Source organism: Xenorhabdus sp. PB61.4 (genome assembly GCF_963894935.1).
Taxonomy (GTDB): Bacteria; Pseudomonadota; Gammaproteobacteria; order Enterobacterales; family Enterobacteriaceae; genus Xenorhabdus; species Xenorhabdus stockiae.
In genome coordinates this window covers 1-25,391 of the sequence record NZ_CAWQJR010000149.1, presented here as the reverse complement: position 1 = coordinate 25,391, position 25,391 = coordinate 1, and the positions used below count along the sequence as shown (strand labels likewise).

Below are 25,391 nucleotides of genomic sequence, written 5' to 3'. Positions count from 1 at the left end.
CGGTATGTCTGATGATGATCGTCAGCCAATCGGACGTAAGGGTCAAAAATCAAAATATCGTCGTGGGCGTCAGGCAAACAAACGTCATCGGCGGGATGACTATGATGATTATGAATATAATGATGTTGAAGACGAAAATGACACCGATGAGGAGGAACTCATGACGAAAAAAGGGAAGAAATCTCCTCAGGTAAGAAAGGGAAGTAAATGGATCTGGCTGCTGCTATTGAAAATCTTGATTGTGCTGGCAGTACTCATTGGCATATATGGTTTTTATCTGGATGGCAAAATCCGTCATCGCATTGATGGTAGAGTGTGGCAGCTCCCTGCGGCGGTGTATGGTCGTATGGTAAATCTTGAACCCGGTATGAATTACAGTAAGGCTGAAATGATTCGGTTACTGGAAGGCATGCAATATCGGCAGGTAACTAAAACAACCCGTGCAGGTGAATTTGTGGTCAGAGGCAATAGCATTGAAATGCTGCGTCGGCCATTTGATTTTCCTGATGGCAAAGAAGGCCAGATTCAGGCTCGTCTGACTTTCGATAACAATCAGTTAACCAGTATTGAAAACATGGAGAACCAGCGCCAGTTTGGTTTCTTCCGTCTTGATCCGAAACTTATCACAATGATGCAGTCTGCGAACGGTGAGCAGCGTTTGTTTGTTCCACGTTCCGGTTTTCCTGATCTACTGGTTCAGACCTTACTGGAAACGGAAGACCGCTATTTCTACGAACATGGTGGTATCAGGCCACTTTCGATTGCTCGTGCTGCGCTGGAAAACCTGCTGGCAGGCCGTGCCGTGCAGGGGGGCAGTACCTTAACCCAGCAATTAGTCAAAAATTTATTCCTGACGAACAAACGGACTTTCAGCCGTAAAGCCAATGAAGCCTTAATGTCCGTACTGCTGGAGGCTCGCTACAGCAAAGATCGTATTCTCGAACTCTATCTGAACGAGGTTTTTCTGGGTCAGAGTGGCGATGAAGAGATCCGCGGTTTTCCGTTAGCGAGTCTTTACTATTTCGGCCGTCCGATTGATGAACTGAGTCTGGATCAGCAGGCATTGTTGGTAGGGATGGTTAAAGGAGCTTCGTATTACAACCCGTGGCGTAATCCTAAAAGTGCACTGGAACGCCGTAATGTTGTATTGAAAATTCTCCAGAACCGAAAAGTGATTGATCAGGAGCTGTATGACCTGTTAAGTGCGCGTCCACTCGGTGTAAAACCGAAAAGTGATGTGATAGCACCGCAACCTGCATTTATGCAGATGGTACGTCAGGAGCTACGAGAAAAGCTGGGTGATAAGATTGATGATTTATCTGGTGTCAAAATCTTCACTACATTAGACCCAGTTGCGCAGGATGCGGCTGAAAACGCGATAGAAAACGGTATTGCGGCATTGCGCAAAGATAAAAATCGTCCGGTGCCTAATCTGGAAGGTGCAATGGTTGTTGTTGACCGTTTCAGTGGCGAAGTCCGGGCAATGGTTGGAGGCTCGCAGCCACAATATCCGGGTTTTAACCGTGCTATGGATGCGCGTCGCTTAATCGGTTCGCTTGCCAAGCCTGCAACTTATCTGACTGCATTGAGTGAACCGGATAAATATCGCCTGAATACCTGGCTGGCGGATGAACCTATCTCAATACCTCAGGCGGGAGGAAAACCGTGGGAGCCGAGAAACTTCAGCCGTAATTTCAGCGAGCGAGTGATGCTGGTTGATGCGCTGGCACGTTCAATCAATATCCCGACAGTCAATCTGGGGCTGGACGTGGGATTGGATCATATCGCCAATACCCTGGTGTTACTGGGCATTCCTGCTAAAGAGATTCAGAAAGTACCGGCAATGTTGCTGGGAGGTATCAATCTGACCCCGATGGAAATGGCTCAGGAGTTTCAGACCATTGCCAGTGGAGGAAATCGGGCCAAACTCTCCGCACTGCGCTCTATCATTGCTGAAGATGGCACAGTGGTTTACCAGAGTTACCCACAGGCGGAAAGAGCCGTACCTGCTCAGGCAGCTTATCTGACGTTATATGGTATGCAGCAGGTTGTGGCGCGGGGAACTGGCCGTTCACTAACCGGGAAGTATGGTAAATATAATCTGGCAGGAAAAACGGGAACCACCAATGAGTTGCGTGATACTTGGTTCGCCGGGATCGATGGTAAAGAAGTCGCGATTGTCTGGGCCGGATTGGATAACAACAAACCGACTAGGCTGACAGGAGCAACAGGAGCATTGAAGATTTACGAACGTTATCTGGCGAATGAGACTCCACTGGCGCTGGATAATCGTGCTCCGGAAGGTATTGTCGATATGTCAGTTAATGAAGATGGCTCCTTTAACTGCGCCGGAAATGGTATCAGAATATTACCGATCTGGACGGATGATCCACAGGCGTTATGTCAGCAATCCGTACAGCAGCCCATTGAGGAGGGTCAAGAAGAGGCTCCGGGCTGGCTGAAAGAGATGTTTGGACAATAAAAAATCATCTCAAATAGGTAGTAATGATATGTAATTCCCCACTTTTGCAGGTGGGGAATTTTAATGAATTTCATTATGCTTGATATTAAGTTTAAGAGTGTTTTTCTATCACCAAATCAACACCTTCATTTAAAAGCTCGTTCAGGGACTGGCCCGTTGCTTGGGCTGTAATTGCCAAAGCATGATGTCGCTCAGGAGTCAGACGAGCTGCGATTTTACCACTGTAATTCTTATAGGGTTTTATTCCGTCTTTTTTACATTCATCTAGAAAAATTGTCAGTGATATCACTGCTTCCTTTTTCAGCTCATCGACACTATAAGCGTAGAAATCTGCACCACCATTTAAACCGATAAATTCGCCACGAAACATTTCTATTTCTGGGTCGAAAGAGATAACAGCAGTGTGACCATCGATTTTAAGTGTATTAGTCATCATGGTTTTATTCCTAAGCTTTCCAACCAGATACGAATGGAGTTAATTTCTCCTTTATTCATGGAGAACTGAATTAAGTCAAGATAGCGAGCTGGTATCTTACTCAGAAACTCAATCCCCTTCGCAAAAATTAAGCATTAAGATATCTTGCCTGCTATAGGCTATGGCACAATTTTGGAATTAATATTCATTTATTGAATAAGGTTAAATCGTTGGGAGTTACTATGGGATATAAATTAAAGAATGTCGTCATATTTCATGTGAAAGACAGGATATGAATATCGTTATCTTATCTCTATTATTTATTACCGCTGCTTTATTACATGGCATCAGCGGCATTGGTTTCCCCATTGCCAGTACAACGGCATTAAGTCTATTTATGCCATTAAAAGCGGCGGTGGTTTTAGCCTTATGGCCAACATTATTGGTTAATTTGTTAAGTGTCATTTCCGGTGGGAAAATTGGCCCGATATTACATAAATACAGTTTTCTGGCACTATTTTCCTTAGTCGGCAGTTTTATTGGAGCAAAACTTTTATTTCTGGTTAATCCGGCTTATTTGCAATTACTATTAAGTGGAATTATTGCATTTTACATTATCAATAGTATCCGTAGCACGAACCTCCGTTTATCTACAAATCCGGTTATTTTGTCACTATTCGGCTTGGTGGCTGGCATTATCGGTGGGGCGACAAATGCCATGTCACCTATATTGATAATGTGCCTGCTGGCAATGAGCAGTGATCGTCATGAAATCGCGCGGGCGGCTAATCTCTGTTTTTTGCTCGGCAAAATCAGCCAATTGGTAGTATTGCGTAACGAAGCCTTTGAACTATTCTCTTCGGATTATTTATGGCCTGTACTGTTACTGACAGTATTATCTGTCCTCTTTCTTTTTATTGGCACTTGTCTGAGAACTCGTATCAGTGCACAGCATTTTCGCGGGCTGATGCTTATTCTGCTGGGAGTATTGGCGGTAATGTCTGCAATTCAGGCGATACGGGTGTTGGTATAGTGCAATGTATTTTTCAGAGAAAATACCCCGATTTAAGGAGTCAGCAAGATGAGTTCTTGGGAATCTGTACCCGTTTTAGCCGCATTAAATATGGATGAAATGATCCAGTTTTATACCGAAAGGTTAGGTTTTACCTGTGACTCTCAATTAGGTGAACAATATGGAATAGTATCGAGAGGAGATACAGAATTACATTTTTGGTCTTGCGATGATAAATATATAGCGGAAAATACTTCATGTTATATATACGTAGAGAATATTCAGGAAGTATTTGATGAGCTTAACGGTAAAGTTGAAATATCAGATATAAAAGAAACCAGTTGGGGAGGATTAGAGATGTATCTATATGATCCCAGTGGAAATCTACTCAAATTTGGTCAAATTCCATCTAATTAAAACAGAGATATTGAGTGTTTTTTCATAATCTGTTGCTATTTATTCGGCACCACTGAATTGTGGTGCCATAATAAGAAACTTATTTCAGCTTAGCGAAACAACTAGCAGCAGCATCAACGGTACGCTGAATATCTTCCTCTGAATGAGCGATAGACATAAAACCAGCTTCGAATGCGGATGGTGCCAGATAAACGCCTTCATCCAACATTAAATGGAAGAACTTCTTGAATCGTTCAACATCACATTTCATCACATCCTGATAGCAGGTAACGCTTTTCGCATCGGTAAAGAAAATACCGAACATACCGCCGACGTGGTTAATAACTAAAGGAATATCAGCTTTGGCAGCCGCATTTTTTAATCCCGTTGCCAGTTTATCCGTCAGTTCACTCAGGCGTTGATGGACACCAGCCTGAGCAACTTCTTTCAGGCAGGCTAAACCTGCTGCCATCGCAATCGGGTTGCCGGAAAGGGTTCCCGCCTGATAAACAGGGCCGGTTGGGGCCAGTTTTTCCATAATTTCCTGACGGCCACCGAATGCACCGACAGGCATACCACCACCGATGATTTTTCCAAGAGAAGTGAGATCAGGCTTAACTCCGTAATATTCCTGGGCGCCACCTAAAGCAACACGAAAACCTGTCATCACTTCATCAATAATCAACAGAGCGCCGAATTCATCACACAGTTTACGCAGCCCCGGCAAAAACTCGGGTTGCGGTGGGATACAGTTCATATTGCCGGCAACAGGTTCGACGATAATACAGGCAATCTCTTCCGGGAATTTTTCGAATGCTTCACGCACTGAATTCAGGTCATTGTAGACGCAGGTCAGAGTGTGTTTGGCGAAATCAGCAGGAACTCCCGGAGAATTTGGTTGTCCGATAGTCAGGGCACCGGAACCGGCTTTTACCAGCAGGCAATCCGCGTGACCATGGTAGCAACCTTCGAATTTGATGATTTTATCGCGCTGAGTATAGCCACGAGCCAGACGGATGGCACTCATCGTTGCTTCCGTGCCTGAGTTCACCATACGAACCATATCCATTGAAGGAACCAGCTCTGTTACCAGTTTTGCCATTTCTACTTCGGCAGCCGTAGGAGCACCAAAACTCAGACCACGTTCAGCAGCTTCAATGACAGCGTTGCGGATAGCAGGGTGATTGTGTCCCAGAACCATTGGTCCCCATGAACCGACATAATCGATATAGGCATGACCATCGACATCATAAAGATAAGCACCATTGGCGCGCTGGATAAATACAGGTGTACCGCCAACGCCATTGAAAGCGCGCACCGGAGAGTTTACACCGCCGGGGATAACATGTTTTGCCTGAGAGTAAAGTGTTTCGGACTGGCTCATTAATCAATGCTCCTGAAAGACAACAGATATGTAGATTCGCCATTCTAAATCACCCTAATAGGTAAGCCAAATTAGAAACAAAGGAATAAGTATGTATGGCAAAACTTGAACGAATCAGTCAGGTATTAGATAATCACCGCTAACTGATCTGAAGGTATACCCTTCGTCTTTCAAGTTGCTTCTTTGTTGGCTGCACTCACTCACTCCGGTCACATAGTTATCTATGCTCCCGGAGATTCGTTCCCTTGCCGCCGCGATGCATCTTGAAATTCATTGGGTATATATTATGCCCCTATTGGGTATACAGTAACTTTCCGAGAATTTTTACCGGAAAACCGGACTGGAGTAAAAATATGAGCGATGATGCTGCATTACCTTTGCAGTTTACTGATGCCGCAGCCAACAAAGTGAAAGTATTGGTTGCTGATGAAGAGAACCCGAATCTGCGTTTGCGGGTTTATATTACAGGTGGTGGTTGTAGCGGTTTCCAGTATGGTTTCACTTTCGATGATCAAATTAACGAAGGTGATATGACAATTCAGAAACAGGGGGTTGAACTGGTAGTTGACCCGATGAGCCTGCAATATCTGGTGGGCGGCTGTGTCGATTATACCGAAGGTCTGGAAGGCTCCCGCTTTATCGTCACTAATCCGAACGCAAAAACGACTTGTGGTTGTGGCTCTTCTTTTAGTATCTGATTGGGTACATTGAACATTCTCATTTCAATGTATACACAATGGATTTCAAGATGCGTCGCGGCGGTAAGGGAGTTCATCCCCGGGAGCATAGATAACTATGTGACTGGGGTGAATGAGCGCAGCCAACAAAGAGGCAGCTTGAAAGACGAAGTGTATAAAACTTAAGGGCAACGTTCACGTTGCCCTTAAGGTGTTATCAAATTTATGGATTTTTCACGTTCAGTCATTTTTTCATTGCGCTTATTGTTCTAAATAATTTTATTTATATAAATTTAATTATTAGAGGTAGATGGTAATTAAGTTTATTTAATGCTTAAAAGTCAACTTCGTACATATAGTCCCCGAATTCTTTGAAATAAAGCTCTTGAGTTATCATAAAATCTTTATTTAATTCTTTGAGATAATTATCATCCCGCAACCCGAAATAGGGGGAATGATGCATAAAGTGACCATAAATATTTTGACAGTCTTTTTGATAACGTTGAGTATCAAGAATATGATGATGCCATATTTCATCTACTTCGATAGATGGAACAATTTTTATATTCTTGCCTTTATATTTATATAGAAGAAACATAAAATTTTTATACTGTTCCATTGCATCCGTTGCCCCCTCTTCTGTCCATACTTTGGCTATATTCGGGTCTTTTTGGGTGATTTTCTTAATAATCCACGTAAGATCAAGGAGTTTGACTTTTTCAGTAAATTCTTCTTTTGTCATTTTAGTAATCCTTTTTATTTTACATAGATAAAGCAGGAATAGGATTAGATCCTATTCCTGTTTGTTATTTACAAAAAAGGTTTATGAGATTATTCACAGGCTGATGGTCTAGCTATTTTGCGTGTTCTTTTCATGATTAACACCTCTAATAACATAAGTTATTTTTGTGATATCAATTTTATATTAGTAATAATTACCAGTATAAAACCGATGTGTGGATTATAACCAGAAAACAGAGATTTTTAAATATAAAAATAATAAAGCAGTAATGTTTGAATTCTTATTTTTAATGCAGCGTTAATTGCTGACACAATTGCTCTGTCGCGAGAATAATCCTCGGCCCGGCACGGCTGAACCAGTCATCATTGAGGGTGACAATTTTGATATTCAACTGTGGCCGCCAGAATTCGGCTACTCTCTGTTTTTGATCTTCCGTTCCGCCCATCACAATAACTTCCGGTTTGCGCACCAGAACCTGTTCACGATTAACCTGCGGCCACGGTACGGGGCTATCGGCAAAGATATTTCTGCCTCCACATGCAGAAACAATTTCACTCTGAATCGTATGGCCGGATGAAGTGAAAATGGGATTGATACCAAATTGGATCAATACTGGTGTAGGGTTTGCTTTGGCATAAGTTTGTTTTAACTGACTGAATTTTTGCCGGATATCCGCAGCGGCTTTTTTGGCTGTATCCGGATGTGAACTGTAGGCTGCCAGCCGCTCTAAATCAGTGGCAACATCCTCTACTTTTTTCACATCAGAGTAAAAAATCGGAATACCGAGTGCAGCGAGTTGCTCCAGTGGTCTTTGTGGATTACCACCTCGCCATGCCAAGATTAAATCAGGTTTCAGGGCGATGATCCGCTCAACATTGATACCCTGCCAGTCGGCGACCTGTTCCAGTTTTTTTGCTGCTTCAGGATAATCGGAGTAAGCACTGACGGCGACAAGCTGATCGCCCATGCCTGCGGCATAAGCAAGTTCAGTTGTGGAGGGGGCAAGGCTGATCACACGGGACGCTGCTGCGTAAAGCGGAGCACTGAAAACACTTAAAAAGCTATACAGCAGAAATAAGAATACCATCCAGACCGAGTGATAAGCGGTGGTTTTCAAATAGAATTTCATTAAGTGATATTCCAGACTTTAGAGCCTATAAAATAGGCTCTAATCAATTACTGCTTGCTGAGTTCAGTCAGCATTGCGTTGATCATTCGGGTAGATTCCTGTGCCGCGACAACCAGAAACTCATCAAAGCTAATATGAGATTCCTGATCTGCAACGTCAGAGATAGCGCGAACAACAACGAAAGGCACTTTATATTGATGACAAACATGACCAATTGCTGCTGCTTCCATCTCAACCGCTGCAACGTTCGGGAAAGTCGCCCGGATGCGTGCCAGTGGTTCTGAACCGTTGATAAAGGCATCGCCACTGCAAACCAGTCCACGGACAGCGTTCAGTTCCAGAGACTGGATACATTTTTCAGCTAAAGTAATTAATTTCTCATCAGCAATAAATGCGGCAGGGCATTGCGCCATCTGGCCCGGTTCATAACCAAAAGCGGTAAGGTCAGCATCGTGGTAACGTACTTCTTCAGATACCACAATATCACCCACTTTCAGTTTCGGATCCAGACCGCCTGCTGAACCGGTGTTAATTACGATATCCGGCTGACAGTGTTCAATTAACAGAGTAGTGCCAAGTGCGGAAGAGACTTTACCGATCCCGGATTTCAGCAAGGCGATATCAACACCATTCAGCTTACCGGTATAGATCTCACATCCACCGCGCGACAATGTTTGCAGACCTTCTATCTGATCGCGTAACAAAGTCACTTCCTGTTCCATTGCACCTATTACACCGACTTTCATGTGTCATACTCTCTTTGTTATTCCCGTCGTCTTTCAAGTTGTCTCTTTGTTGGCTGCGTTCACTCACCCCGGTCACATAGTTATCTATGCTTCCGGGGATGAGCTCTCTTGCCGCCGCGATACAACCTGAAATCCATTGGGAATATTAGTGGGTTGTGCCTACTTATATAGGCCTGATTAATGCGGCAGTGTATCATTAAATAACCGTCTGCCAGAGATTCCGGCTATAAATAATCATATCATTCGATATGGGGGGATTGATGCTTAAGATTGATTTCAAGCAAAAACTGAATTTTCAGCGCAAGTACAAAAATGCTTCTATCCATGATGCTAATGAAGAGCAGATAAACCGGCAGTTTGAAAGTGATCGCGGGCGGATCATCAACTCTGCGGCTATCCGGCGGTTGCAGCAGAAAACACAGGTGTTTCCGCTGGAGCGTAATGCGGCGGTGCGCAGCCGGTTAACGCATTCACTGGAAGTGCAGCAAATTGGTCGTTATATCTCTAAAACCATTATTGCCGAACTGACAAAACAGAATTTGCTGGAAAAATATGGGCTGAGTGAGCGTCTGAGTGCTTTTGAAAGCCTGATTGAGATGGCTTGTCTGATGCATGATATCGGCAATCCCCCTTTTGGTCATTTTGGTGAGGCGGCGATTAAGGACTGGTTCTCCCGCCGGTTAGATCCTGACTATTTATCTGAAACCGAACAGGCCAATCGGCAGGATAATTGTCAGGTTGCAGCATTACGCTTGAGCGGAGAAGAGAAAAAAGATCTGTTCCGATGCCAGTTACGGATGGATCTATGCCAGTTTGAAGGAAATGCACAGGCTATCCGGTTGGCACACAGCCTGCTTAAACTGAATCTGACGTATGCCCAAATCGGCTGTATTCTCAAATATACCTGCCCGGCCTATCGTCTCGAAGAATCTCCGGCAGAATTCAGTTACCTGATGAAGAAAAAAGGCTATTACTGGTCAGAAGACAGTTTTATCCGTGAATTAAAAAAAGAGCTGCAATTAGGGGATTTCTGCCGTTTTCCACTGACCTATATTATGGAAGCTGCCGATGATATTTCTTATTGTATCGCTGATCTGGATGATGCGGTTGAGAAAGGTATTTTTAATGTTGAGCAGCTGGTGGAATACCTGAAACAGGAATGGGAAGAGAATGGTGGTCACCACAAAGGTGATTTGTTCGAATCGACGGTAATTCAGGCTTATAAAAAAACGACCAATAATGAAGCCCGCCGTAATATTCACGAACAATTTTTTATGTATTTACGGGTATTTATTACCGGCAAGTTAGTCCCTTATACAGCAGAGCGTTTTATTGAGCATTTACCGGAAATTTATGCCGGTACTTTCAATCATGCTTTACTGGAAGCCAACGGCGAAGAGCACCGTTTACTGAGTACCTTAAAGAGCGTGACGCGCAAACGGGTATTCAATCACCCGGAAGTAGAAGAACTGGAATTACAGGGCTATCGGATTATTACCGGTTTGCTGGATGTTTATAGCCCGTTACTGGAATTATCCCGCCACGATTTTTGGGAACTACACCAGAATAACTTCCACACAAAATACTTTATCGAAACCCGCCTGTTACACAAGCTTTCAACTAAACACCGGCTGGCTTATAACGAAGCGGTAGAGGGAATTATTGCCACTGACGAAACTGAAAAAGACGTGATCGAATTTTACTATCGGGCACGTCTGATTCAGGATTACATCAGTGGCATGACAGACCATTATGCTTACGAGGAATATCGCAAGTTTATGGTATCGAAGTGAGTGCTCTGGCAGCTCTCAGTATGTCAGGAGCTGCCGCAATAACATGGTCGATTTCGTCAATAAACTCCAGTAGTTCAGGCTCTAAATCAGCCAGAGAAATATTCTGCTTTAACTGCTTTTCGATCAGTTCGCAAATCATCTTTAATTTAGGTACGCCGTTATAGCAGCAACTGCCGTGCAGCTGATGAACATGATGCAAAAACTGTTTACGGTGAGCTTCACCTTCCACGGTCAATGCCTGCTCAATTCTCGTTTTCATCTCCGGCAGAGATTGTACCAGCATTGCCAGCATTTCCAGCGCCAGTGATTCTTTGCCGGCGGTTTGCTGTAAAGCCAGTTTCCAGTCTATGGCTTGTGGATTTTTCGTTGGGCTGTACTGATGCAGTAAGTCTTTTAAGCGAGCCTCATCCAGTGGTTTAGACAAACAGTCGATAAAAGGAGAATGTCCCTGATTGCGGGTTTCATCGCAGATAAAAGCGGTGACAGCAACAATGGGGGTTTGCTTATGTTCCGGCAATTGATGGATTTGCTCTGAAGTCTGAATTCCATCCATATCTGCCATCTGAATATCCATCAGGATGAGATCCAGAGAATGTTTTTTCGCCATTTTCAGGGCTTCCATACCACTGCTACACAGAATAGTGTTGTCCACTTGTTCGCTTAAAAGTGCGCCGATTAATTTCAGATTAGCCGGATTATCATCGACTGCCATAACTGTCATAGGCAGGCGGAATGACGTGTGAGGCTGAGATAAATGTGCAGGCACTGAATCTAACAGGAACTCCTCTTTTTCCAGCCAGATATCAAAATAAAAGACCGTCCCTCTGGTGGGTTCACTGATGAAATCGATTTCTCCGTTCATTTCATTAACCAGCCGCTTGGTGATGCTTAATCCTAACCCTGTGCCACCGTAATGGCGTGTAATGCTGGCATCGGCCTGATTGAATGCCTGAAACAGAATAGGGCGATACTCTGATTTAATACCAATCCCGGTATCAGTCACGGTAAAGTCGATTTGCACCATATGGTGCTTTTGCTGGCGCAGCTTTATTTCCAGTGTGATATTGCCCTCATCTGTGAATTTAATCGCATTGCCAATTAAGTTAGTGAGTATTTGCTGCAAACGGATGGGATCACCAATCATCAGGTTTGGTAGCTGCTCATCGATATAGTGGTGCAGGGGAAGATTTTTCGCACTGGCAGAAGGTGTCAGTAATTCGATAACCTCATTGACGGTATCACGCAGTAAGAAAGGAATTTGATCTAATATTAGTTTATTGGATTCCAGACGTGAAAAATCCAGAATATCATTGATGATTTTCAGCAAATTGTTGGCGGAACGTTCAATGACATGGAGATATTCTGCCTGTTGATAGGTTATCGGGGTTTTCAGCATCTGGCGGGTAAACCCGATGACACCGTTAAGCGGGGTTCGCAATTCATGGGACATATTCGCCAGAAATTCGGTTTTTATCCTGACTGCTTCCTGTGCCCGTTTTTTGGCGATAGTCAGTTCCACATTTTGAATTTCCAACTGTTCCATTGTAATTTGTAGGTCAGAAGTGGCCTGATCGATATGCAGTTGCATGTCGTCTTTATATTTTGACAGTGATTCCGCGACGGTATTAATCCCATTCTGGAGTGCGGATAACTCGCCCGGCATGGCTCCCGTTACTCGTGTATTCAACTGCCCCTGCCGGATACGGTTAACGGCTTTAACCATACATTCCAGAGGCTCTGTAACTTTACGCACCAGAATATGGGCAAACAGTGCGGTTCCGCCAAGACAGAGGATCAGCAAAATGATAGAGGTTGCGATCTCCTTGTATTGCTGGAGTTGCGCTGCCCGCAAATCCAAATCAATGGCGATATAACCGATGGGGACGGGTTTATGTGGTGTTTCCGGCCACCCGTTAGAAGCGCTGCTTTCCGAGATAATCGGCATTTTCAGGATAATGCTGTTGCTGTCTTCTTCTTTAGTCAGTGTTGTCGGAATGGGATCATTCGGCCTGAGTCTCAACAGGTTGACATCATATTTATCATTGGAAATTTCGAACAGCTGATGATGTTCATCAAAAATCGCAATGGCCATAACGATTTCAGAATTCCGGCGATGAAGGCGATTTATCAATGATTTTACGCCTTTACTGTTATCCAGATTTATTCCTACCTCGCTGGCAATGGATAACGGCTCAATAATGCTGATCCCACTGCGGACTATCAGGCTCTTCAACTCATAATAGCGGTATGAGATAAATGATATACTCACAAGTGTTCCGACCAATAAGACAGGAACCAAAATCAGGCTCATCATACGGGTGCGCAGGCTATATTTGGTCATAAGCATCCATTGTGGGAAAATCAAAACTCAATTTTTCAAAGTCAGTCAGAATCATGGTGCAATTTTACTCCCCAAATCGCCGCTCCGTAAACCGAAGCATTATTTCCGTTACCGCAGACAATCTTGATGCTCAGGGGCAGGGTATTGCCCGTCATCAAGGCAAAACGATCTTTATTCCGGGGTTATTGCCCGGTGAGCAGGCGCAAGTTCAACTGACAGAAGAGAAACGCCAGTTTGCTAAAGCCAAAGTGGTTAAGCGCTTATCAGACAGCCCGTTTCGTGTGAATCCGCGCTGCCCGCATTTCAAAATGTGTGGAGGTTGTCAGCAGCAGCATGTCGCACCTGAGTTACAGGCGAAAACGAAAGCCAGTGTACTGGAACATCTGATCCAGCGGGAGACGGGCATCAGTATCAGTGCGCAGCCCATTATTCACAGCCCTGAGTATGGGTATCGTCGCAGGGCAAGGCTTGGCCTGCAATATCAGGTCAGGCAGGGTAAATTAGTGATGGGATTCCGTCAGAGCCAGACCAATGATTTGGTGGATATCGGGCATTGCCCGGTCATGCATCCTGAAATGGAAAAATTATTGCAGCCGCTATCCCTTTGTTTAAACAGCCTGAAAGTGGCAAAACGACTGGGACATGTTGAATTAGTGCTGGCAGATAATGGCCCGTTAGTTGTTTTACGTCATCTCGCCCCCATAAAGCATGAAGATAAAGAAATACTGCGGGCTTTTGCGAAGCAAAATCAGGTGATGATTTATCTGGCTGGCGATGAAACTCCTCTTGAGCCGTTGTCTCCTGAAGAAGAGCAATCTGAGCCGTGGTATCAGGTGGATGGTTTAAAATTAGTATTCAGCCCGCAGGATTTTATTCAGGTGAATGATGCGGTTAACCAGAAAATGGTCGCTCAGGCCCTGTCATGGCTGGATTTGCAGCCGGAAGACCGGGTATTGGATCTCTTCTGTGGTATGGGAAATTTCACTCTGCCAATAGCGGCTAAGGTTCAGGCGGTTGTTGGCGTGGAAGGCGTTGCGGCATTGGTTGCAAGCGGGCAATATAATGCCCGGTTAAATGGGCTTAGTAACGTCAATTTTTTCCACGAAAATCTGGAATCGGATATCCATCAGCAGCCGTGGGCCGCACAAGGCTTCAATAAAGTATTATTGGATCCAGCTCGTGCAGGTGCTGCTGGTGTCATGTCACATATAGTAAAACTGGCCCCTGAAAAAGTGGTTTATGTTTCTTGTAATCCCACAACCCTGGCGCGGGACAGCAAAGTTCTGCTGGAGGTCGGTTATCATCTTGTCAGTGTGCGGATGCTGGATATGTTTCCGCACACCGGTCATCTGGAATCTATGGCTTTATTCAGCCGAGAGCCGATGACTATCGAGTAGGGAGAAATTATGGTTGCAGTAAGAAGTGCTCATCTCACACCGGCAGGTGAATTTGCTGTCGATAAATGGATTGCGAGTTTAAATATTGTTAATCCACAATCCAGTGAAAAATTAGCCGAAACATGGCATTACTGTCACGAAAAAGTTCAGAATCACCCTAATGCCGAGTTGTTATTGTGGCGTGGTGTTGAAATGGTGGAAATTCTGTCCACACTGAGCATGGATAATGACAGCATGCGTGCGGCACTGCTTTTTCCCCTTCTTGATGCCCGTCTACTTAACAGCGAAACTGTGACAGAAACGTTTGGTCAACCCATCGTGGATCTGGTTCATGGTGTACTGGAAATGGATGCTATCCGCCAGCTGAAAGCCACGCATACCGATGCTACCTGTTCAGTGCAGGTGGATAATGTACGCCGGATGTTGTTGTCAATGGTAGAAGATTTCCGCTGTGTGATTATTAAACTGGCGGAGCGGATCGCCTACCTGAGGGAAGTTAAGGATGCCAGTGAAGATGAACGGGTATTGGTTGCAAAAGAGTGCTCCAATATCTATGCACCTCTTGCCAACCGTTTAGGGATTGGTCAGTTAAAGTGGGAGCTGGAAGATTTTTGCTTCCGCTACCTGCATCCTGATGAATATAAAAAAATTGCTCAACTGTTACATGAGCGCAGGATTGATCGCGAACAATATATCGAAAAATTTATCACGACGCTGCGCCGTTATATGCTCAAAGAAGGAATTTCGGGAGAGATTTACGGGCGTCCCAAACATATTTATAGCATCTGGCGCAAGATGCAGAAAAAATCTCTGGCGTTTGATGAGTTGTTTGATGTGCGTGCCGTTCGTATTGTCGTTGAACGTTTGCAGGATTGCTATGCCGCATTGGGAATAGTGCATACTCACTATCGCCATTTGCCGGATGAGTTTGATGATTACGTTGCCAATCCGAAACCAAACGGTTATCAGTCAATCCATACCGTGGTGTTGGGGCCGAGCGGTAAAACACTTGAAATTCAGATCCGTACCCGCCAGATGCATGATGATGCTGAACTGGGCGTGGCTGCTCACTGGAAATATAAAGAAGGTACGGCGATTGGCGGTGGTAAATCAGGCAGTTATGAAAGCCGGATTGCATGGCTGCGGAAGCTGATTGCATGGCAGGAAGAGATGGCCGATACCGGAGAGATGCTGGATGAAGTCCGCAGTCAGGTATTCGATGATCGTGTTTATGTTTTCACGCCAAAAGGGGATGTGATTGATTTACCGACGGGTTCAACACCGCTGGATTTTGCCTATCACATTCACAGTGATGTCGGTCATCGCTGTATTGGGGCGAAAATTGGTGGGCGTATCGTGCCGTTCAGTTATCAGCTCCAGATGGGTGATCAGATTGAAGTTATCACCCAGAAACAACCGAATCCAAGCCGTGACTGGCTGAACCCTAATCTTGGCTATGTCACGACCAGCCGCGGACGGGCGAAGATCCACAATTGGTTCCGTAAGCAGGATCGCGATAAAAACATTATTGCCGGTCGCCAGATGCTGGATAGTGAACTGGCACATTTGGGTGTCACGATCAAAGAAGCAGAAAAAGAGCTGATTGCCCGTTATAACGTGAATTCGCTGGAGGAAGTGCTGGCGGGTATTGGTGTTGGTGATATCCGGATTCATCAGTTGGCGAATTTCCTGCAAAGCAAATTTAATAAAACTACGGCTGAAGAGGCGGATCGGGAAGCGCTCCGCACTCTTGAGAACAAAACATTCACACAGCGGAATAGTAAGAAAGATAATGGTCGGGTTGTTGTGGAAGGCGTAGGTAACCTGATGCACCATATCGCCCGCTGCTGCCAGCCGATTCCGGGGGATGATATTACCGGATTTATTACACGCGGACGCGGTATTTCCATCCATCGGGCAGATTGTGATCAATTAACTGAACTGGAAGCAAGTGCGCCAGAACGTGTGGTGGATGCGGTATGGGGAGAAAGTTACTCCAGTGGCTATTCTCTGGTGGTGAGAGTGCTCGCCAATGATCGCAGCGGATTACTGCGTGATATCACCACAATCCTTGCTAACGAAAAAGTGAATGTATTAGGTGTCAGTAGTCGCAGTGATGTGAAGCAGCAACTGGCCACTATCGATATGAATATTGAGATTTACAACTTGCAGGTGCTGGGTCGGGTTCTGGCAAAACTGAATCAACTGCCTGATGTGATTGAAGCCAGACGTCTGCATGGAAATTAATGAGTTATGGATAAAGTAAATACCACGCCAGTTGCAAGTATGACTGATAGTATGAAAAGCATTGAAAGACTGAAAGAGATTATGGCGCAGTTGCGCCATCCTCAGCACGGTTGCCCGTGGGATAAGGTACAAACCTCAGCGACTATTGCACCTTACACACTGGAAGAGACTTATGAAGTCATCGATGCCATTGAGCGCAATGATGCCAATGCTCTGAAAGAAGAGTTGGGCGACCTGCTGTTCCATATTGTGTTTTATGCCCAAATGGCGCAGGAAGAACAACAGTTTGATTTCGATGATATCTGTGAGGCTGTCTGTAACAAACTGGAACGCAGGCATCCACATATTTTCAATCAACAGGCGGGTATCAGCAGCGAGGAAGCTATTGGTAGCTGGGAGCAGCGCAAAACAGCAGAAAGAGCGGAAAAAGACCAGCACTCAGTTCTGGATGATATTCCTGCCAGCCTGCCATCACTGATGAAAGCCTATAAAATCCAGAAACGCTGTGCCTCTGTCGGGTTTGACTGGGATACCGTCGGCCCTGTGTTAGACAAGGTGTATGAAGAAATTGACGAAGTGATGGATGAAGCCAAACAGGCGGTTGTGGATGATGAACGTGTGGAAGAAGAACTGGGTGATTTGTTATTTGCGGTAGTTAACTTATCCCGTCATTTGGGGCATAAACCTGAAATGGCCCTCCAGAAAGCCTGCCAGAAATTCGAAAATCGTTTTCGCAATGTTGAAAAGCTCATCCTCGATAGCGGATTAACAATGGAAACTGCCACATTAGAGGAAATGGATAAAATGTGGGAGCAGGTGAAAAAGCAGAAAGCTTGATTCTACATAAAAGTCCGGTTATCTCTGGAGAAGCCGGACTTTTTTTGGTCTGGGCCGTGATTAATTTCTCCTGGAAATTGCTACACTTAAATAGATAAAGGAGATAGGGTTTGTAGCGCATTTAAGGTTAGGGTATACTGCTTTCCCGTCCTGTTATATTCATCATCCTTTTAAACCTAAACTTTCAGGTTCAGCATGAAAACTAATTATATTTTTGTGACCGGCGGGGTCGTATCCTCTCTGGGTAAAGGCATTGCCGCAGCCTCTTTGGCGGCCATACTCGAAGCCCGTGGACTCAATGTCACCATTATGAAACTGGACCCGTACATCAACGTTGATCCAGGTACAATGAGCCCAACCCAACACGGGGAAGTTTTCGTAACCGAAGATGGCGCTGAAACTGATCTCGATTTAGGTCATTACGAACGTTTCATTCGAACCAAAATGACACGTCGCAATAACTTTACGACGGGTCGTGTTTATTCCGAAGTTCTGCGCAAAGAACGCCGTGGCGATTATCTGGGCGCAACCATTCAGGTTATTCCTCATATCACTAACGAAATCAAAGACCGCATCATCCGTGGCGCAGAAGGCTATGATGTTGTGCTGGTGGAAATCGGCGGTACTGTCGGTGATATCGAATCCCTGCCATTCCTTGAAGCCATTCGTCAGATGGCAGTAGAAGTAGGCCGTGAGAACACGCTGTTTATGCACCTGACTCTGGTGCCTTATATGGCAGCAGCCGGTGAAGTGAAAACCAAGCCTACTCAGCATTCAGTGAAAGAATTGCTTTCCATTGGTATCCAGCCTGATGTTTTGATCTGCCGTTCAGATCGCATTATTCCGGCCAACGAGCGGGCAAAAATTGCTCTGTTCTGTAACGTACCAGAGAAAGCAGTTATCTCTTTAAAAGATGTTGATTCTATTTATAAAATCCCAGCCCTCTTGAAATCTCAGGGCTTAGATGATTATATTTGTAATCGATTCAGCATCGAACGCCCGGAAGCGGATCTGTCCGAATGGGAACAGGTCATTTATGAAGAAGCTAATCCGTCGGGCGAAGTGACCATCGGTATGGTGGGCAAATATATCGAATTGCCGGATGCTTATAAGTCCGTGATTGAAGCACTGAAACACGCTGGTCTGAAAAATCGTCTGACCGTCAACATCAAACTGATCGATTCTCAGGATGTTGAAACCCGTAGTGTTGAAGTACTGAAAGGTCTGGATGCCATTCTGGTGCCGGGCGGCTTCGGTGGCCGTGGTATCGAAGGCAAGATTATGACAGCACGTTATGCCCGTGAAAACAAAATCCCTTATCTGGGAATTTGTCTGGGAATGCAGGTTGCTCTGATTGAATTTGCGCGCAATGTTGCGGGTATGGAAGGAGCGAACTCGACTGAGTTTGAACCTGAATGTAAGTTACCGGTTGTAGGTCTGATCACCGAATGGCGTGATGAGAACGGCAACGTTGAAGTACGTAGCGAAGAGAGTGATCTCGGCGGAACGATGCGTGTTGGTGGCCAGCTGTGCCGTCTGACTGAAAACAGTCTGGTGCGTAACCTGTATGGTCAGGACGATATTATCGAACGTCACCGCCATCGTTACGAAGTGAACAACTTATTGTTGAAACGCATTGAAGATGCAGGCCTGCGTATTGCTGGTCGTTCAATCGACAATAAACTGGTGGAAATTATTGAGAACCCGAATCACCCGTGGTTTGTGGCATGTCAGTTCCATCCTGAATTCACTTCAACGCCTCGCGATGGCCATCCGTTATTTGCCGGTTTCGTTGAAGCCGCAGGCAAATACCAGAAAAGCCAGTTGAAATAAGGTATAGGGCGATTGATGGAGTTTTGCTCTACCTTTTGAGTAACCATCAATTGCCCGGAATTTAACTTGTACTGAGGAAAACCTAATGTCCAAAATCGTTAAAGTGCTCGGCCGTGAAATCATCGATTCCCGTGGTAACCCAACGGTAGAAGCGGAAGTACATCTGGAAGGCGGCTTTGTAGGTCTGGCTGCGGCACCATCAGGTGCATCAACAGGTTCCCGTGAAGCATTGGAACTGCGTGATGGTGATAAATCACGTTTCATGGGTAAAGGTGTACTGAAGGCAATTGCTGCGGTAAATGGCCCGATTGCGCAGGCTCTGGCTGGTCAGGATGCGAAAGATCAGGCGAATATCGACAAAATCATGATCGAGCTGGATGGAACTGAAAACAAATCCAACTTCGGTGCTAACGCGATTTTGGCTGTTTCTCTTGCAAATGCTAAAGCGGCAGCAGCGTCAAAGGGTATGCCTCTGTACGAGCACATTGCTGAACTGAACGGTACTCCGGGTCGATTCTCCATGCCTCTGCCAATGATGAACATCATCAACGGTGGTGAGCACGCTGATAACAACGTAGACATTCAGGAATTCATGATCCAGCCAGTAGGTGCGAGCACGCTGAAAGAAGCGGTACGCATCGGTTCTGAAGTTTTCCATAATCTGGCAAAAGTTCTGAAAGCAAAAGGCATGAATACTGCAGTGGGTGATGAAGGTGGTTATGCACCAAATCTGGAATCCAACGCAGCTGCTCTGGCCGCTATTAAAGAAGCGGTAGAACAAGCAGGTTATGTACTGGGTAAAGACATCACTCTGGCGATGGACTGCGCAGCTTCTGAATTCTATAACGAAGAAACGGGTAACTATGAACTGAAAGGCGAAGGTAAGACTTTCACTTCTCAGGAGTTCACTCACTATCTGGAAGGTCTGACCAAAGAGTATCCAATCGTTTCTATCGAAGATGGCCTGAACGAATCTGACTGGGACGGCTTCGCTTACCAGACTAAAGTTCTGGGTGATAAAATCCAGCTGGTTGGTGACGATCTGTTCGTCACTAATACCAAGATCCTGAAAGAAGGTATCGAAAAAGGTATCGCTAACTCCATTCTGATTAAATTCAACCAGATCGGTTCTCTGACCGAAACACTGGCTGCAATCAAAATGGCAAAAGAAGCAGGTTACACAGCCGTTATCTCTCACCGCTCAGGTGAAACTGAAGATGCAACCATTGCTGATCTGGCAGTAGGTACTGCGGCGGGTCAAATCAAAACAGGTTCAATGAGCCGTTCTGACCGTGTTGCTAAATACAATCAGTTGATCCGTATCGAAGAAGCGCTGGGCAACCGTGCTCCTTTCAATGGTCTGCAAGAAGTTAAAGGTCAGGCATAATTGCTGATTTGCTTCAATAAATAGTAATTTTTATTTATGATTTGGCGAAAGAGTTATACCCTTTCGCCTTATTCTTCTTTTCTTTCTCTGCCGGATAATAGATAATTATTCAGGCAGCTCAAAAACCAGAAATGTGACATAACTCCATAAAATATGCTGTTTTTTTGCTCTTTTAATTATTAATTAAGCAAATCTCGCGTAGCAGATCCCAAAATCGCACACCTCGTATTTTATTTATCGTTCAGACTCCTTATTATTTCACATGTAATGTAATTCTTTAACATTTAGAGCAATGATTCATTAATTATTATTTATACATTACGGAGTTATGTTTCATTGTTGTATGGAGTCTTCATGGACGCTTCAGAATCTTTAACCCCAGCGGTCGGGCCGATGCCCTCAAATAAAAGAGGCTTTATTATTCTTGCGCTGGATATCATCTTGCTGATTGCTTTGCTGAAGTTTTTGCCTTATAGCGAAAAAGCAAATGCAGGTTTGGCATTGATGGCATTTGTCGGTGTGTTATGGCTTACCGAAGCCATTCACGTCACAATTACCGCACTGTGTATTCCAATTCTGGCGGTTGGAATGGGATTGATGAATACCGGTGACGCGCTGAAATCTTTTGCAAACCCAATTATATTCTTATTTTTTGGTGGTTTTGCACTGGCGACAGCGCTACATATCCAAGGTCTGGACAGACTGATAGCCAACCGTCTTCTGCTGATTGCCCGTGGGCGTTTGTCAGTGGCGGTGATGCTGATATTTGGTATCACGGCTCTGCTTTCTATGTGGATCAGCAACACGGCAACTGCTGCAATGATGTTGCCGCTTATTCTGGGTATTCTGGCTAATCTGGATGTACGTACCGAACGTAATACATTTGTCTTTGTGTTACTGGGTGTAGCGTATAGCGCCAGTATTGGCGGTTTGGGTACTTTGGTCGGCAGCCCGCCTAACGCAATTGCTGCGGCACAGCTGGGCATGGATTTTATGACATGGATGAAATATGGCGTACCAATGGTGATTATTCTGTTGCCGGTTATGGTCATGCTGATGTACATCATGTTGCGTCCGAATCTGAATCATAAATTTGATCTGGAACTTGAGCATCTGGAATGGAATGGTAAACGTGTTATCGCCATGTTTATTTTCCTGCTGACAGTTGTGTGCTGGATTTCCAGCTCTATCATCAGTGATGCTCTGGGTGGTATTAAAGATTTGGATACCATCATTGCGGTGAGTGCGGCTATTCTGATTGGTATCACAGGCGTATCAACATGGTCACAGATCCAAAATAACACTGAATGGGGCGTGTTGATGCTGTTTGGCGGCGGCCTGACATTAAGTGCTGTCCTGAAAAACTCTGGCGCCAGCGAAGTGATGGCAAATGGTATGGCGGCAACATTTGGTTCAAGCCCGTGGTTTGTGATCATTGTTGCTATCGCAGCATTCATTATCTTCCTGACGGAATTTACCAGTAATACAGCCAGTGCAGCGCTGCTTGTTCCTATTTTTGCCACAGTTGCAGAAGCTTTGGGAATGCCGGTGATTGTGCTGACCATGATTATTGGTATTGGTGCATCCTGTGCATTCATGCTGCCTGTAGCAACACCACCAAATGCGATTGTTTATGGCTCCGGCTATATCAAGCAGACGGAAATGGTACGTGTGGGTATCGTATTGAACTTGGCATGTATCGCAATTATCTCTGTCGTTGCCTGGTTCTTCTGGATTTAATTGATATTTATAGCAAGAAAAATGAGGATGCCGGTTGGCATCCTTTTTTTTTTAGGAAAAAATATTTCTGCTGATTAATTTTTGTATGTATTGAAAGTGTACATAAAAGATTTATAATTGTACGAAACATATACAGATAAGGAGAATAATCATGCCTCAGATTATTGTGGAAACTAATGAGAGGATCTCATTGCGCATTAGTACCGATGCGAAATCTTTGCTGGCACGTGCAGCTGCAATTCAGCAAACTAATTTAACTGATTTTGTCGTCAGTAATGTATTGCCTATTGCTAAAAAAGTTGTTGAAGATGAAGAACGGGTTCATTTAACTGAACGTGATAGCAAACTTGTAATGGAGCTACTGGATAACCCTCCGGAACCAAATGCTAAATTGTTGGCTGCTGCTTTTGCTATGCCGGAGAGAAAGTAATGTTTAGCGATTGGCATGAGGAAGCCATTAGCAAACATCATAATCGTGCGGCGTTTGATTGCGGAGATGTCCAGTTAAACCAGTACTTACAGCGCCACGCACGACAAAATCATGAGAAAGGTGCAGCAAAGACTTTTCTGGCAATTGATAATCGAGATACCACCCGAATTCATGGTTTTTATTCTGTCAGCCCTGCTTCACTTCTTTATGAGCGAACTCCTGATGTAATTACATCGGGGCTTGGCAGATATGATGTACCAGTATTTCGATTAGGCCGGTTAGCTGTTGATAAGTCTATTCAGGGACAGGGCGTCGGGGGACAATTACTATTATCCGCAGGACGCCGTTGCTTACAGGCTGCAATGCAGGTTGGTGGCGTGGCAATGCTGATAGATGCGAAAAACGATGATGTATGCAGTTGGTATAAAGGATATGGTGCAGTGCCATTGAATGATGAGCCACTTACACTGGTATTACCGCTCAAAACTATTTACGCAACGTTGTCAGCCTCCGGAAAACTATAAAATCAATCGCTCCGAAAAAGGAGACGATTGATTTTATATTATGACTTAATCTTCTTTGGTACTGATGTAGATATTTTTAACTTCAGTATAAGCATCCAGAATCATTTTATGCGTTTCCCGCCCAAGTCCTGATTTCTTATAGCCGCCAAATGGTGTGTGAGCCGGAAGTTCATGATAGGTATTGATCCATATACGGCCTGCCTCAATGGCTTTGGCGACACGCAGGGCGCGGTTGATATCCTGTGTCCAGACTGCTCCCGCCAGACCATATTCTGAATCATTAGCCATTTCCACAACTTCGTCTTCATTACTGAAAGGAATGACACAAAGCACTGGCCCGAAAATTTCCTCCTGAGCTACCCGCATATTATTAGTGACATTGGTAAGGATCGTTGGCTGGACAAAGAAGCCATCGTCATAACCTGCACCAGTAATGCGTTTACCGCCGGTAAGAATGGTCGCACCTTCCTGTTTAGCGAGGTCAATATAGTCCAGAATCGTATTCATCTGTTCTTCACTGACCTGACAGCTCATCTCAGTGGCCGGATCCATCGGATCACCGACGCGGATAGATTCAAAGACGGTTTTTAATGATTGCAGGAATGAATCATAGATATCTTTATGCAGGAATAGACGAGCACCAGACTCACAAGCCTGCCCCTGATTCAGTAAAATAGCGTGGGCTGCACATTTGACCGCTTTTTTCATATTGGCATCAGGGAAAACGATATTGGCAGACTTGCCTCCCAGCTCGAGCGTCGCAGGAATCAGCCTTTTAGCGGCTGCAGCGGCAACGTTGTAACCGACTTCTGTTGAGCCTGTAAAGGCTACCTTGTCAATGCCTTCATGATCGAGGATCGCCTGACCAACAACAGAGCCACGACCTGTGACGATATTGACAACGCCCGCAGGAAGAACCTGATTAATGATACGGCCTAGTTCTAGCAGTGTGATCGGGGTCAGGCTGGCCGGGTTGATAACGATAGTATTACCCGCCGCCAGAGCAGGAGCAATTTTCCAGGCTGCCATCAGCAGAGGGAAGTTCCAGGGAATAATTTGACCAATGACACCTATTGGTTCTCTGATAACCAGACTGAGAGTATTTTCATCAATGACATCAGATGCATCAGAGTGAGCACGGATCACACCAGCAAAATAACGGAAATGATCGATAGCGAATGGGATATCAAAATTACGGCATAAAGATTGTGTTTTACCCCCATCTAAGGTTTCCAGGGTGATAAAACGTTCTGCTTCAGCTTCCAGTAAATCGGCAATTTTCAGTAGGAGGGATTGCTTTTTTTCGGCTGAAGTTTTTCGCCATGCCGGTAAAGCTTTTTTTGCCGCCCGGACAGCCAGTTCAACATCCTGAGCATTTCCTGCTGCATATTCAGTCAGTAGTTCTCCGGTTGCCGGATTATAGCTCTTCATGGTTTCTTTTGAAGTGCTATCTACCCATTCGCCGCCAATCAGCATTCTATAAGATTTGGCAGGTAATAATTCTGTTGCGATATCATGTAACTTCTTCATTATATTCTCCAGATACTTTGATTTTTGGTATGCTAAACCATATATTCAAAAAAATTATTGAGCCTATTCTTAATTTTGGATTTAAATATATAAGACCTGTATCAATAAATAAGAGGGTGATGTTTATGTTTTAACAGAGTAATAAACGTTGTAAATAAATTCAGAGAATGATTATTGATGTGGTTTTGTTATTATTTTTTAAGAGGTTCTGTTGCGGTTTTAATATAAACCTTCGATTTTTGATGAAATCATAAATAGATTTTTTAATTATTATCCTGCCAATTTTATTATCAATATAATTTATTATTGCTATCAACTTATATTATGGGTTTTAAGATAACTATTGAAA

At 44.5% G+C, this 25,391-nt stretch carries 20 protein-coding genes; 13 read left to right on the top strand and 7 right to left on the bottom strand.

The features are described 5' to 3' along the window. Positions 1-4 precede the first annotated feature (4 nt). Entirely contained in the window at positions 5-2,482 is a 2,478-nt protein-coding gene (gene mrcB / locus AACX68_RS08605) for a bifunctional glycosyl transferase/transpeptidase (RefSeq protein WP_228858873.1), read from the top strand. Positions 2,483-2,573: 91 nt separating this feature from the next. Here the strand turns inward: mrcB and AACX68_RS08600 are convergent, their stop codons facing one another. Beyond that, the gene (locus tag AACX68_RS08600) at positions 2,574-2,918 is read right to left on the bottom strand and encodes a type II toxin-antitoxin system HicB family antitoxin (protein WP_228858872.1); all 345 of its coding nucleotides are present in this window, start codon (positions 2,916-2,918) and stop codon (positions 2,574-2,576) included. A gap of 271 nt (positions 2,919-3,189) precedes the next feature. Here AACX68_RS08600 and AACX68_RS08595 point away from each other — a divergent pair, with 271 nt between their 5' ends. Beyond that, positions 3,190-3,930, top strand: a complete 741-nt coding sequence (locus tag AACX68_RS08595) for a sulfite exporter TauE/SafE family protein (protein WP_228858871.1) — start codon at positions 3,190-3,192, stop codon at positions 3,928-3,930. Between the two features lie 48 nt (positions 3,931-3,978). After that, positions 3,979-4,326, top strand: coding sequence for a bleomycin resistance protein (locus AACX68_RS08590; protein WP_228858870.1), 348 nt, complete (start codon positions 3,979-3,981; stop codon positions 4,324-4,326). A 79-nt stretch (positions 4,327-4,405) separates the two neighbouring features. Here AACX68_RS08590 and hemL read toward each other — a convergent pair whose 3' ends face one another. Next, positions 4,406-5,689 (bottom strand): glutamate-1-semialdehyde 2,1-aminomutase, encoded by a 1,284-nt coding sequence (hemL, locus tag AACX68_RS08585; RefSeq protein ID WP_228858869.1) that lies wholly within the window; start codon positions 5,687-5,689, stop codon positions 4,406-4,408. 353 nt (positions 5,690-6,042) lie between these two features. Between hemL and erpA the strand changes: the two genes are divergently transcribed. Beyond that, a complete protein-coding gene (erpA, locus tag AACX68_RS08580) occupies positions 6,043-6,387 on the top strand; it encodes an iron-sulfur cluster insertion protein ErpA (protein ID WP_099122435.1) in 345 nt (114 codons plus the stop codon). A gap of 313 nt (positions 6,388-6,700) precedes the next feature. Here erpA and AACX68_RS08575 read toward each other — a convergent pair whose 3' ends face one another. The 3 genes from AACX68_RS08575 to mtnN all read right to left on the bottom strand — a co-directional run bounded on the left by AACX68_RS08575 (position 6,701) and on the right by mtnN (position 8,983). Next, positions 6,701-7,108, bottom strand: coding sequence for a glycine-rich domain-containing protein (locus tag AACX68_RS08575; RefSeq protein ID WP_228858868.1), 408 nt, complete (start codon positions 7,106-7,108; stop codon positions 6,701-6,703). Between the two features lie 286 nt (positions 7,109-7,394). After that, positions 7,395-8,195, bottom strand: coding sequence for a vitamin B12 ABC transporter substrate-binding protein BtuF (gene btuF / locus AACX68_RS08570; RefSeq protein ID WP_228858887.1), 801 nt, complete (start codon positions 8,193-8,195; stop codon positions 7,395-7,397). 89 nt (positions 8,196-8,284) lie between these two features. After that, positions 8,285-8,983 (bottom strand): 5'-methylthioadenosine/S-adenosylhomocysteine nucleosidase, encoded by a 699-nt coding sequence (gene mtnN / locus AACX68_RS08565; protein ID WP_099109962.1) that lies wholly within the window; start codon positions 8,981-8,983, stop codon positions 8,285-8,287. Positions 8,984-9,243: 260 nt separating this feature from the next. Here mtnN and dgt point away from each other — a divergent pair, with 260 nt between their 5' ends. Next, positions 9,244-10,776 carry a dGTPase gene (gene dgt, locus AACX68_RS08560; protein ID WP_228858867.1) on the top strand — a complete coding sequence of 511 codons (1,533 nt, stop codon included), beginning with the start codon at positions 9,244-9,246 and terminating at the stop codon, positions 10,774-10,776. Here dgt and AACX68_RS08555 read toward each other — a convergent pair. Beyond that, positions 10,760-13,117, bottom strand: coding sequence for an ATP-binding protein (locus AACX68_RS08555; protein ID WP_228858866.1), 2,358 nt, complete (start codon positions 13,115-13,117; stop codon positions 10,760-10,762). The genes dgt and AACX68_RS08555 overlap by 17 nt on opposite strands. Before the next feature lie 53 nt (positions 13,118-13,170). On the opposite strand from AACX68_RS08555, the gene rlmD reads away from it, so the two are divergent. The 8 genes from rlmD to AACX68_RS08515 all read left to right on the top strand — a co-directional run bounded on the left by rlmD (position 13,171) and on the right by AACX68_RS08515 (position 23,512). Then, positions 13,171-14,514: a 23S rRNA (uracil(1939)-C(5))-methyltransferase RlmD gene (gene rlmD / locus AACX68_RS08550; protein ID WP_228858865.1), complete on the top strand. Its 1,344-nt coding sequence runs from the start codon at positions 13,171-13,173 to the stop codon at positions 14,512-14,514. Between the two features lie 9 nt (positions 14,515-14,523). Then, on the top strand, positions 14,524-16,761 hold the full coding sequence (relA, locus tag AACX68_RS08545) for a GTP diphosphokinase (protein ID WP_228858864.1): 2,238 nt from the start codon (positions 14,524-14,526) through the stop codon (positions 16,759-16,761). Between the two features lie 6 nt (positions 16,762-16,767). Beyond that, positions 16,768-17,598 carry a nucleoside triphosphate pyrophosphohydrolase gene (gene mazG, locus AACX68_RS08540; RefSeq protein WP_370630285.1) on the top strand — a complete coding sequence of 277 codons (831 nt, stop codon included), beginning with the start codon at positions 16,768-16,770 and terminating at the stop codon, positions 17,596-17,598. Positions 17,599-17,793: 195 nt separating this feature from the next. Further along, positions 17,794-19,431: a glutamine hydrolyzing CTP synthase gene (pyrG, locus tag AACX68_RS08535; protein ID WP_228858863.1), complete on the top strand. Its 1,638-nt coding sequence runs from the start codon at positions 17,794-17,796 to the stop codon at positions 19,429-19,431. An 85-nt stretch (positions 19,432-19,516) separates the two neighbouring features. Continuing rightward, a complete protein-coding gene (eno, locus tag AACX68_RS08530; RefSeq protein WP_099122444.1) occupies positions 19,517-20,818 on the top strand; it encodes a phosphopyruvate hydratase in 1,302 nt (433 codons plus the stop codon). A gap of 354 nt (positions 20,819-21,172) precedes the next feature. Beyond that, positions 21,173-22,558 (top strand): SLC13 family permease, encoded by a 1,386-nt coding sequence (locus AACX68_RS08525; protein ID WP_228858862.1) that lies wholly within the window; start codon positions 21,173-21,175, stop codon positions 22,556-22,558. Between the two features lie 151 nt (positions 22,559-22,709). Beyond that, positions 22,710-22,988, top strand: coding sequence for a type II toxin-antitoxin system TacA family antitoxin (locus AACX68_RS08520; RefSeq protein WP_228858861.1), 279 nt, complete (start codon positions 22,710-22,712; stop codon positions 22,986-22,988). Next, positions 22,988-23,512, top strand: coding sequence for a GNAT family N-acetyltransferase (locus AACX68_RS08515; protein ID WP_228858860.1), 525 nt, complete (start codon positions 22,988-22,990; stop codon positions 23,510-23,512). Before AACX68_RS08520 ends, AACX68_RS08515 begins: the two co-directional genes overlap by 1 nt. Before the next feature lie 45 nt (positions 23,513-23,557). On the opposite strand, the gene AACX68_RS08510 is transcribed toward AACX68_RS08515, so the two are convergent. Next, on the bottom strand, positions 23,558-25,042 hold the full coding sequence (locus AACX68_RS08510) for an aldehyde dehydrogenase family protein (RefSeq protein ID WP_228858859.1): 1,485 nt from the start codon (positions 25,040-25,042) through the stop codon (positions 23,558-23,560). Positions 25,043-25,391: the final 349 nt, after the last annotated feature.

Excerpts from the sequence above, each read along its gene's own strand:
- AACX68_RS08515 (WP_228858860.1), top strand. The coding sequence starts at position 22,988 with ATGTTTAGCGATTGGCATGAGGAAGCCATTAGCAAACATCATAATCGT.
- AACX68_RS08595 (WP_228858871.1), top strand. The coding sequence starts at position 3,190 with ATGAATATCGTTATCTTATCTCTATTATTTATTACCGCTGCTTTATTA.
- mazG (WP_370630285.1), top strand. The coding sequence starts at position 16,768 with ATGGATAAAGTAAATACCACGCCAGTTGCAAGTATGACTGATAGTATG.
- rlmD (WP_228858865.1), top strand. The coding sequence starts at position 13,171 with ATGGTGCAATTTTACTCCCCAAATCGCCGCTCCGTAAACCGAAGCATT.
- pyrG (WP_228858863.1), top strand. The coding sequence starts at position 17,794 with ATGAAAACTAATTATATTTTTGTGACCGGCGGGGTCGTATCCTCTCTG.
- AACX68_RS08510 (WP_228858859.1), bottom strand. The coding sequence starts at position 25,042 with ATGAAGAAGTTACATGATATCGCAACAGAATTATTACCTGCCAAATCT.
- hemL (WP_228858869.1), bottom strand. The coding sequence starts at position 5,689 with ATGAGCCAGTCCGAAACACTTTACTCTCAGGCAAAACATGTTATCCCC.
- erpA (WP_099122435.1), top strand. The coding sequence starts at position 6,043 with ATGAGCGATGATGCTGCATTACCTTTGCAGTTTACTGATGCCGCAGCC.
- mtnN (WP_099109962.1), bottom strand. The coding sequence starts at position 8,983 with ATGAAAGTCGGTGTAATAGGTGCAATGGAACAGGAAGTGACTTTGTTA.
- dgt (WP_228858867.1), top strand. The coding sequence starts at position 9,244 with ATGCTTAAGATTGATTTCAAGCAAAAACTGAATTTTCAGCGCAAGTAC.
- AACX68_RS08590 (WP_228858870.1), top strand. The coding sequence starts at position 3,979 with ATGAGTTCTTGGGAATCTGTACCCGTTTTAGCCGCATTAAATATGGAT.
- btuF (WP_228858887.1), bottom strand. The coding sequence starts at position 8,195 with ATGGTATTCTTATTTCTGCTGTATAGCTTTTTAAGTGTTTTCAGTGCT.
- relA (WP_228858864.1), top strand. The coding sequence starts at position 14,524 with ATGGTTGCAGTAAGAAGTGCTCATCTCACACCGGCAGGTGAATTTGCT.
- AACX68_RS08520 (WP_228858861.1), top strand. The coding sequence starts at position 22,710 with ATGCCTCAGATTATTGTGGAAACTAATGAGAGGATCTCATTGCGCATT.
- eno (WP_099122444.1), top strand. The coding sequence starts at position 19,517 with ATGTCCAAAATCGTTAAAGTGCTCGGCCGTGAAATCATCGATTCCCGT.
- AACX68_RS08575 (WP_228858868.1), bottom strand. The coding sequence starts at position 7,108 with ATGACAAAAGAAGAATTTACTGAAAAAGTCAAACTCCTTGATCTTACG.
- AACX68_RS08525 (WP_228858862.1), top strand. The coding sequence starts at position 21,173 with ATGGACGCTTCAGAATCTTTAACCCCAGCGGTCGGGCCGATGCCCTCA.
- mrcB (WP_228858873.1), top strand. The coding sequence starts at position 5 with ATGTCTGATGATGATCGTCAGCCAATCGGACGTAAGGGTCAAAAATCA.
- AACX68_RS08600 (WP_228858872.1), bottom strand. The coding sequence starts at position 2,918 with ATGATGACTAATACACTTAAAATCGATGGTCACACTGCTGTTATCTCT.
- AACX68_RS08555 (WP_228858866.1), bottom strand. The coding sequence starts at position 13,117 with ATGACCAAATATAGCCTGCGCACCCGTATGATGAGCCTGATTTTGGTT.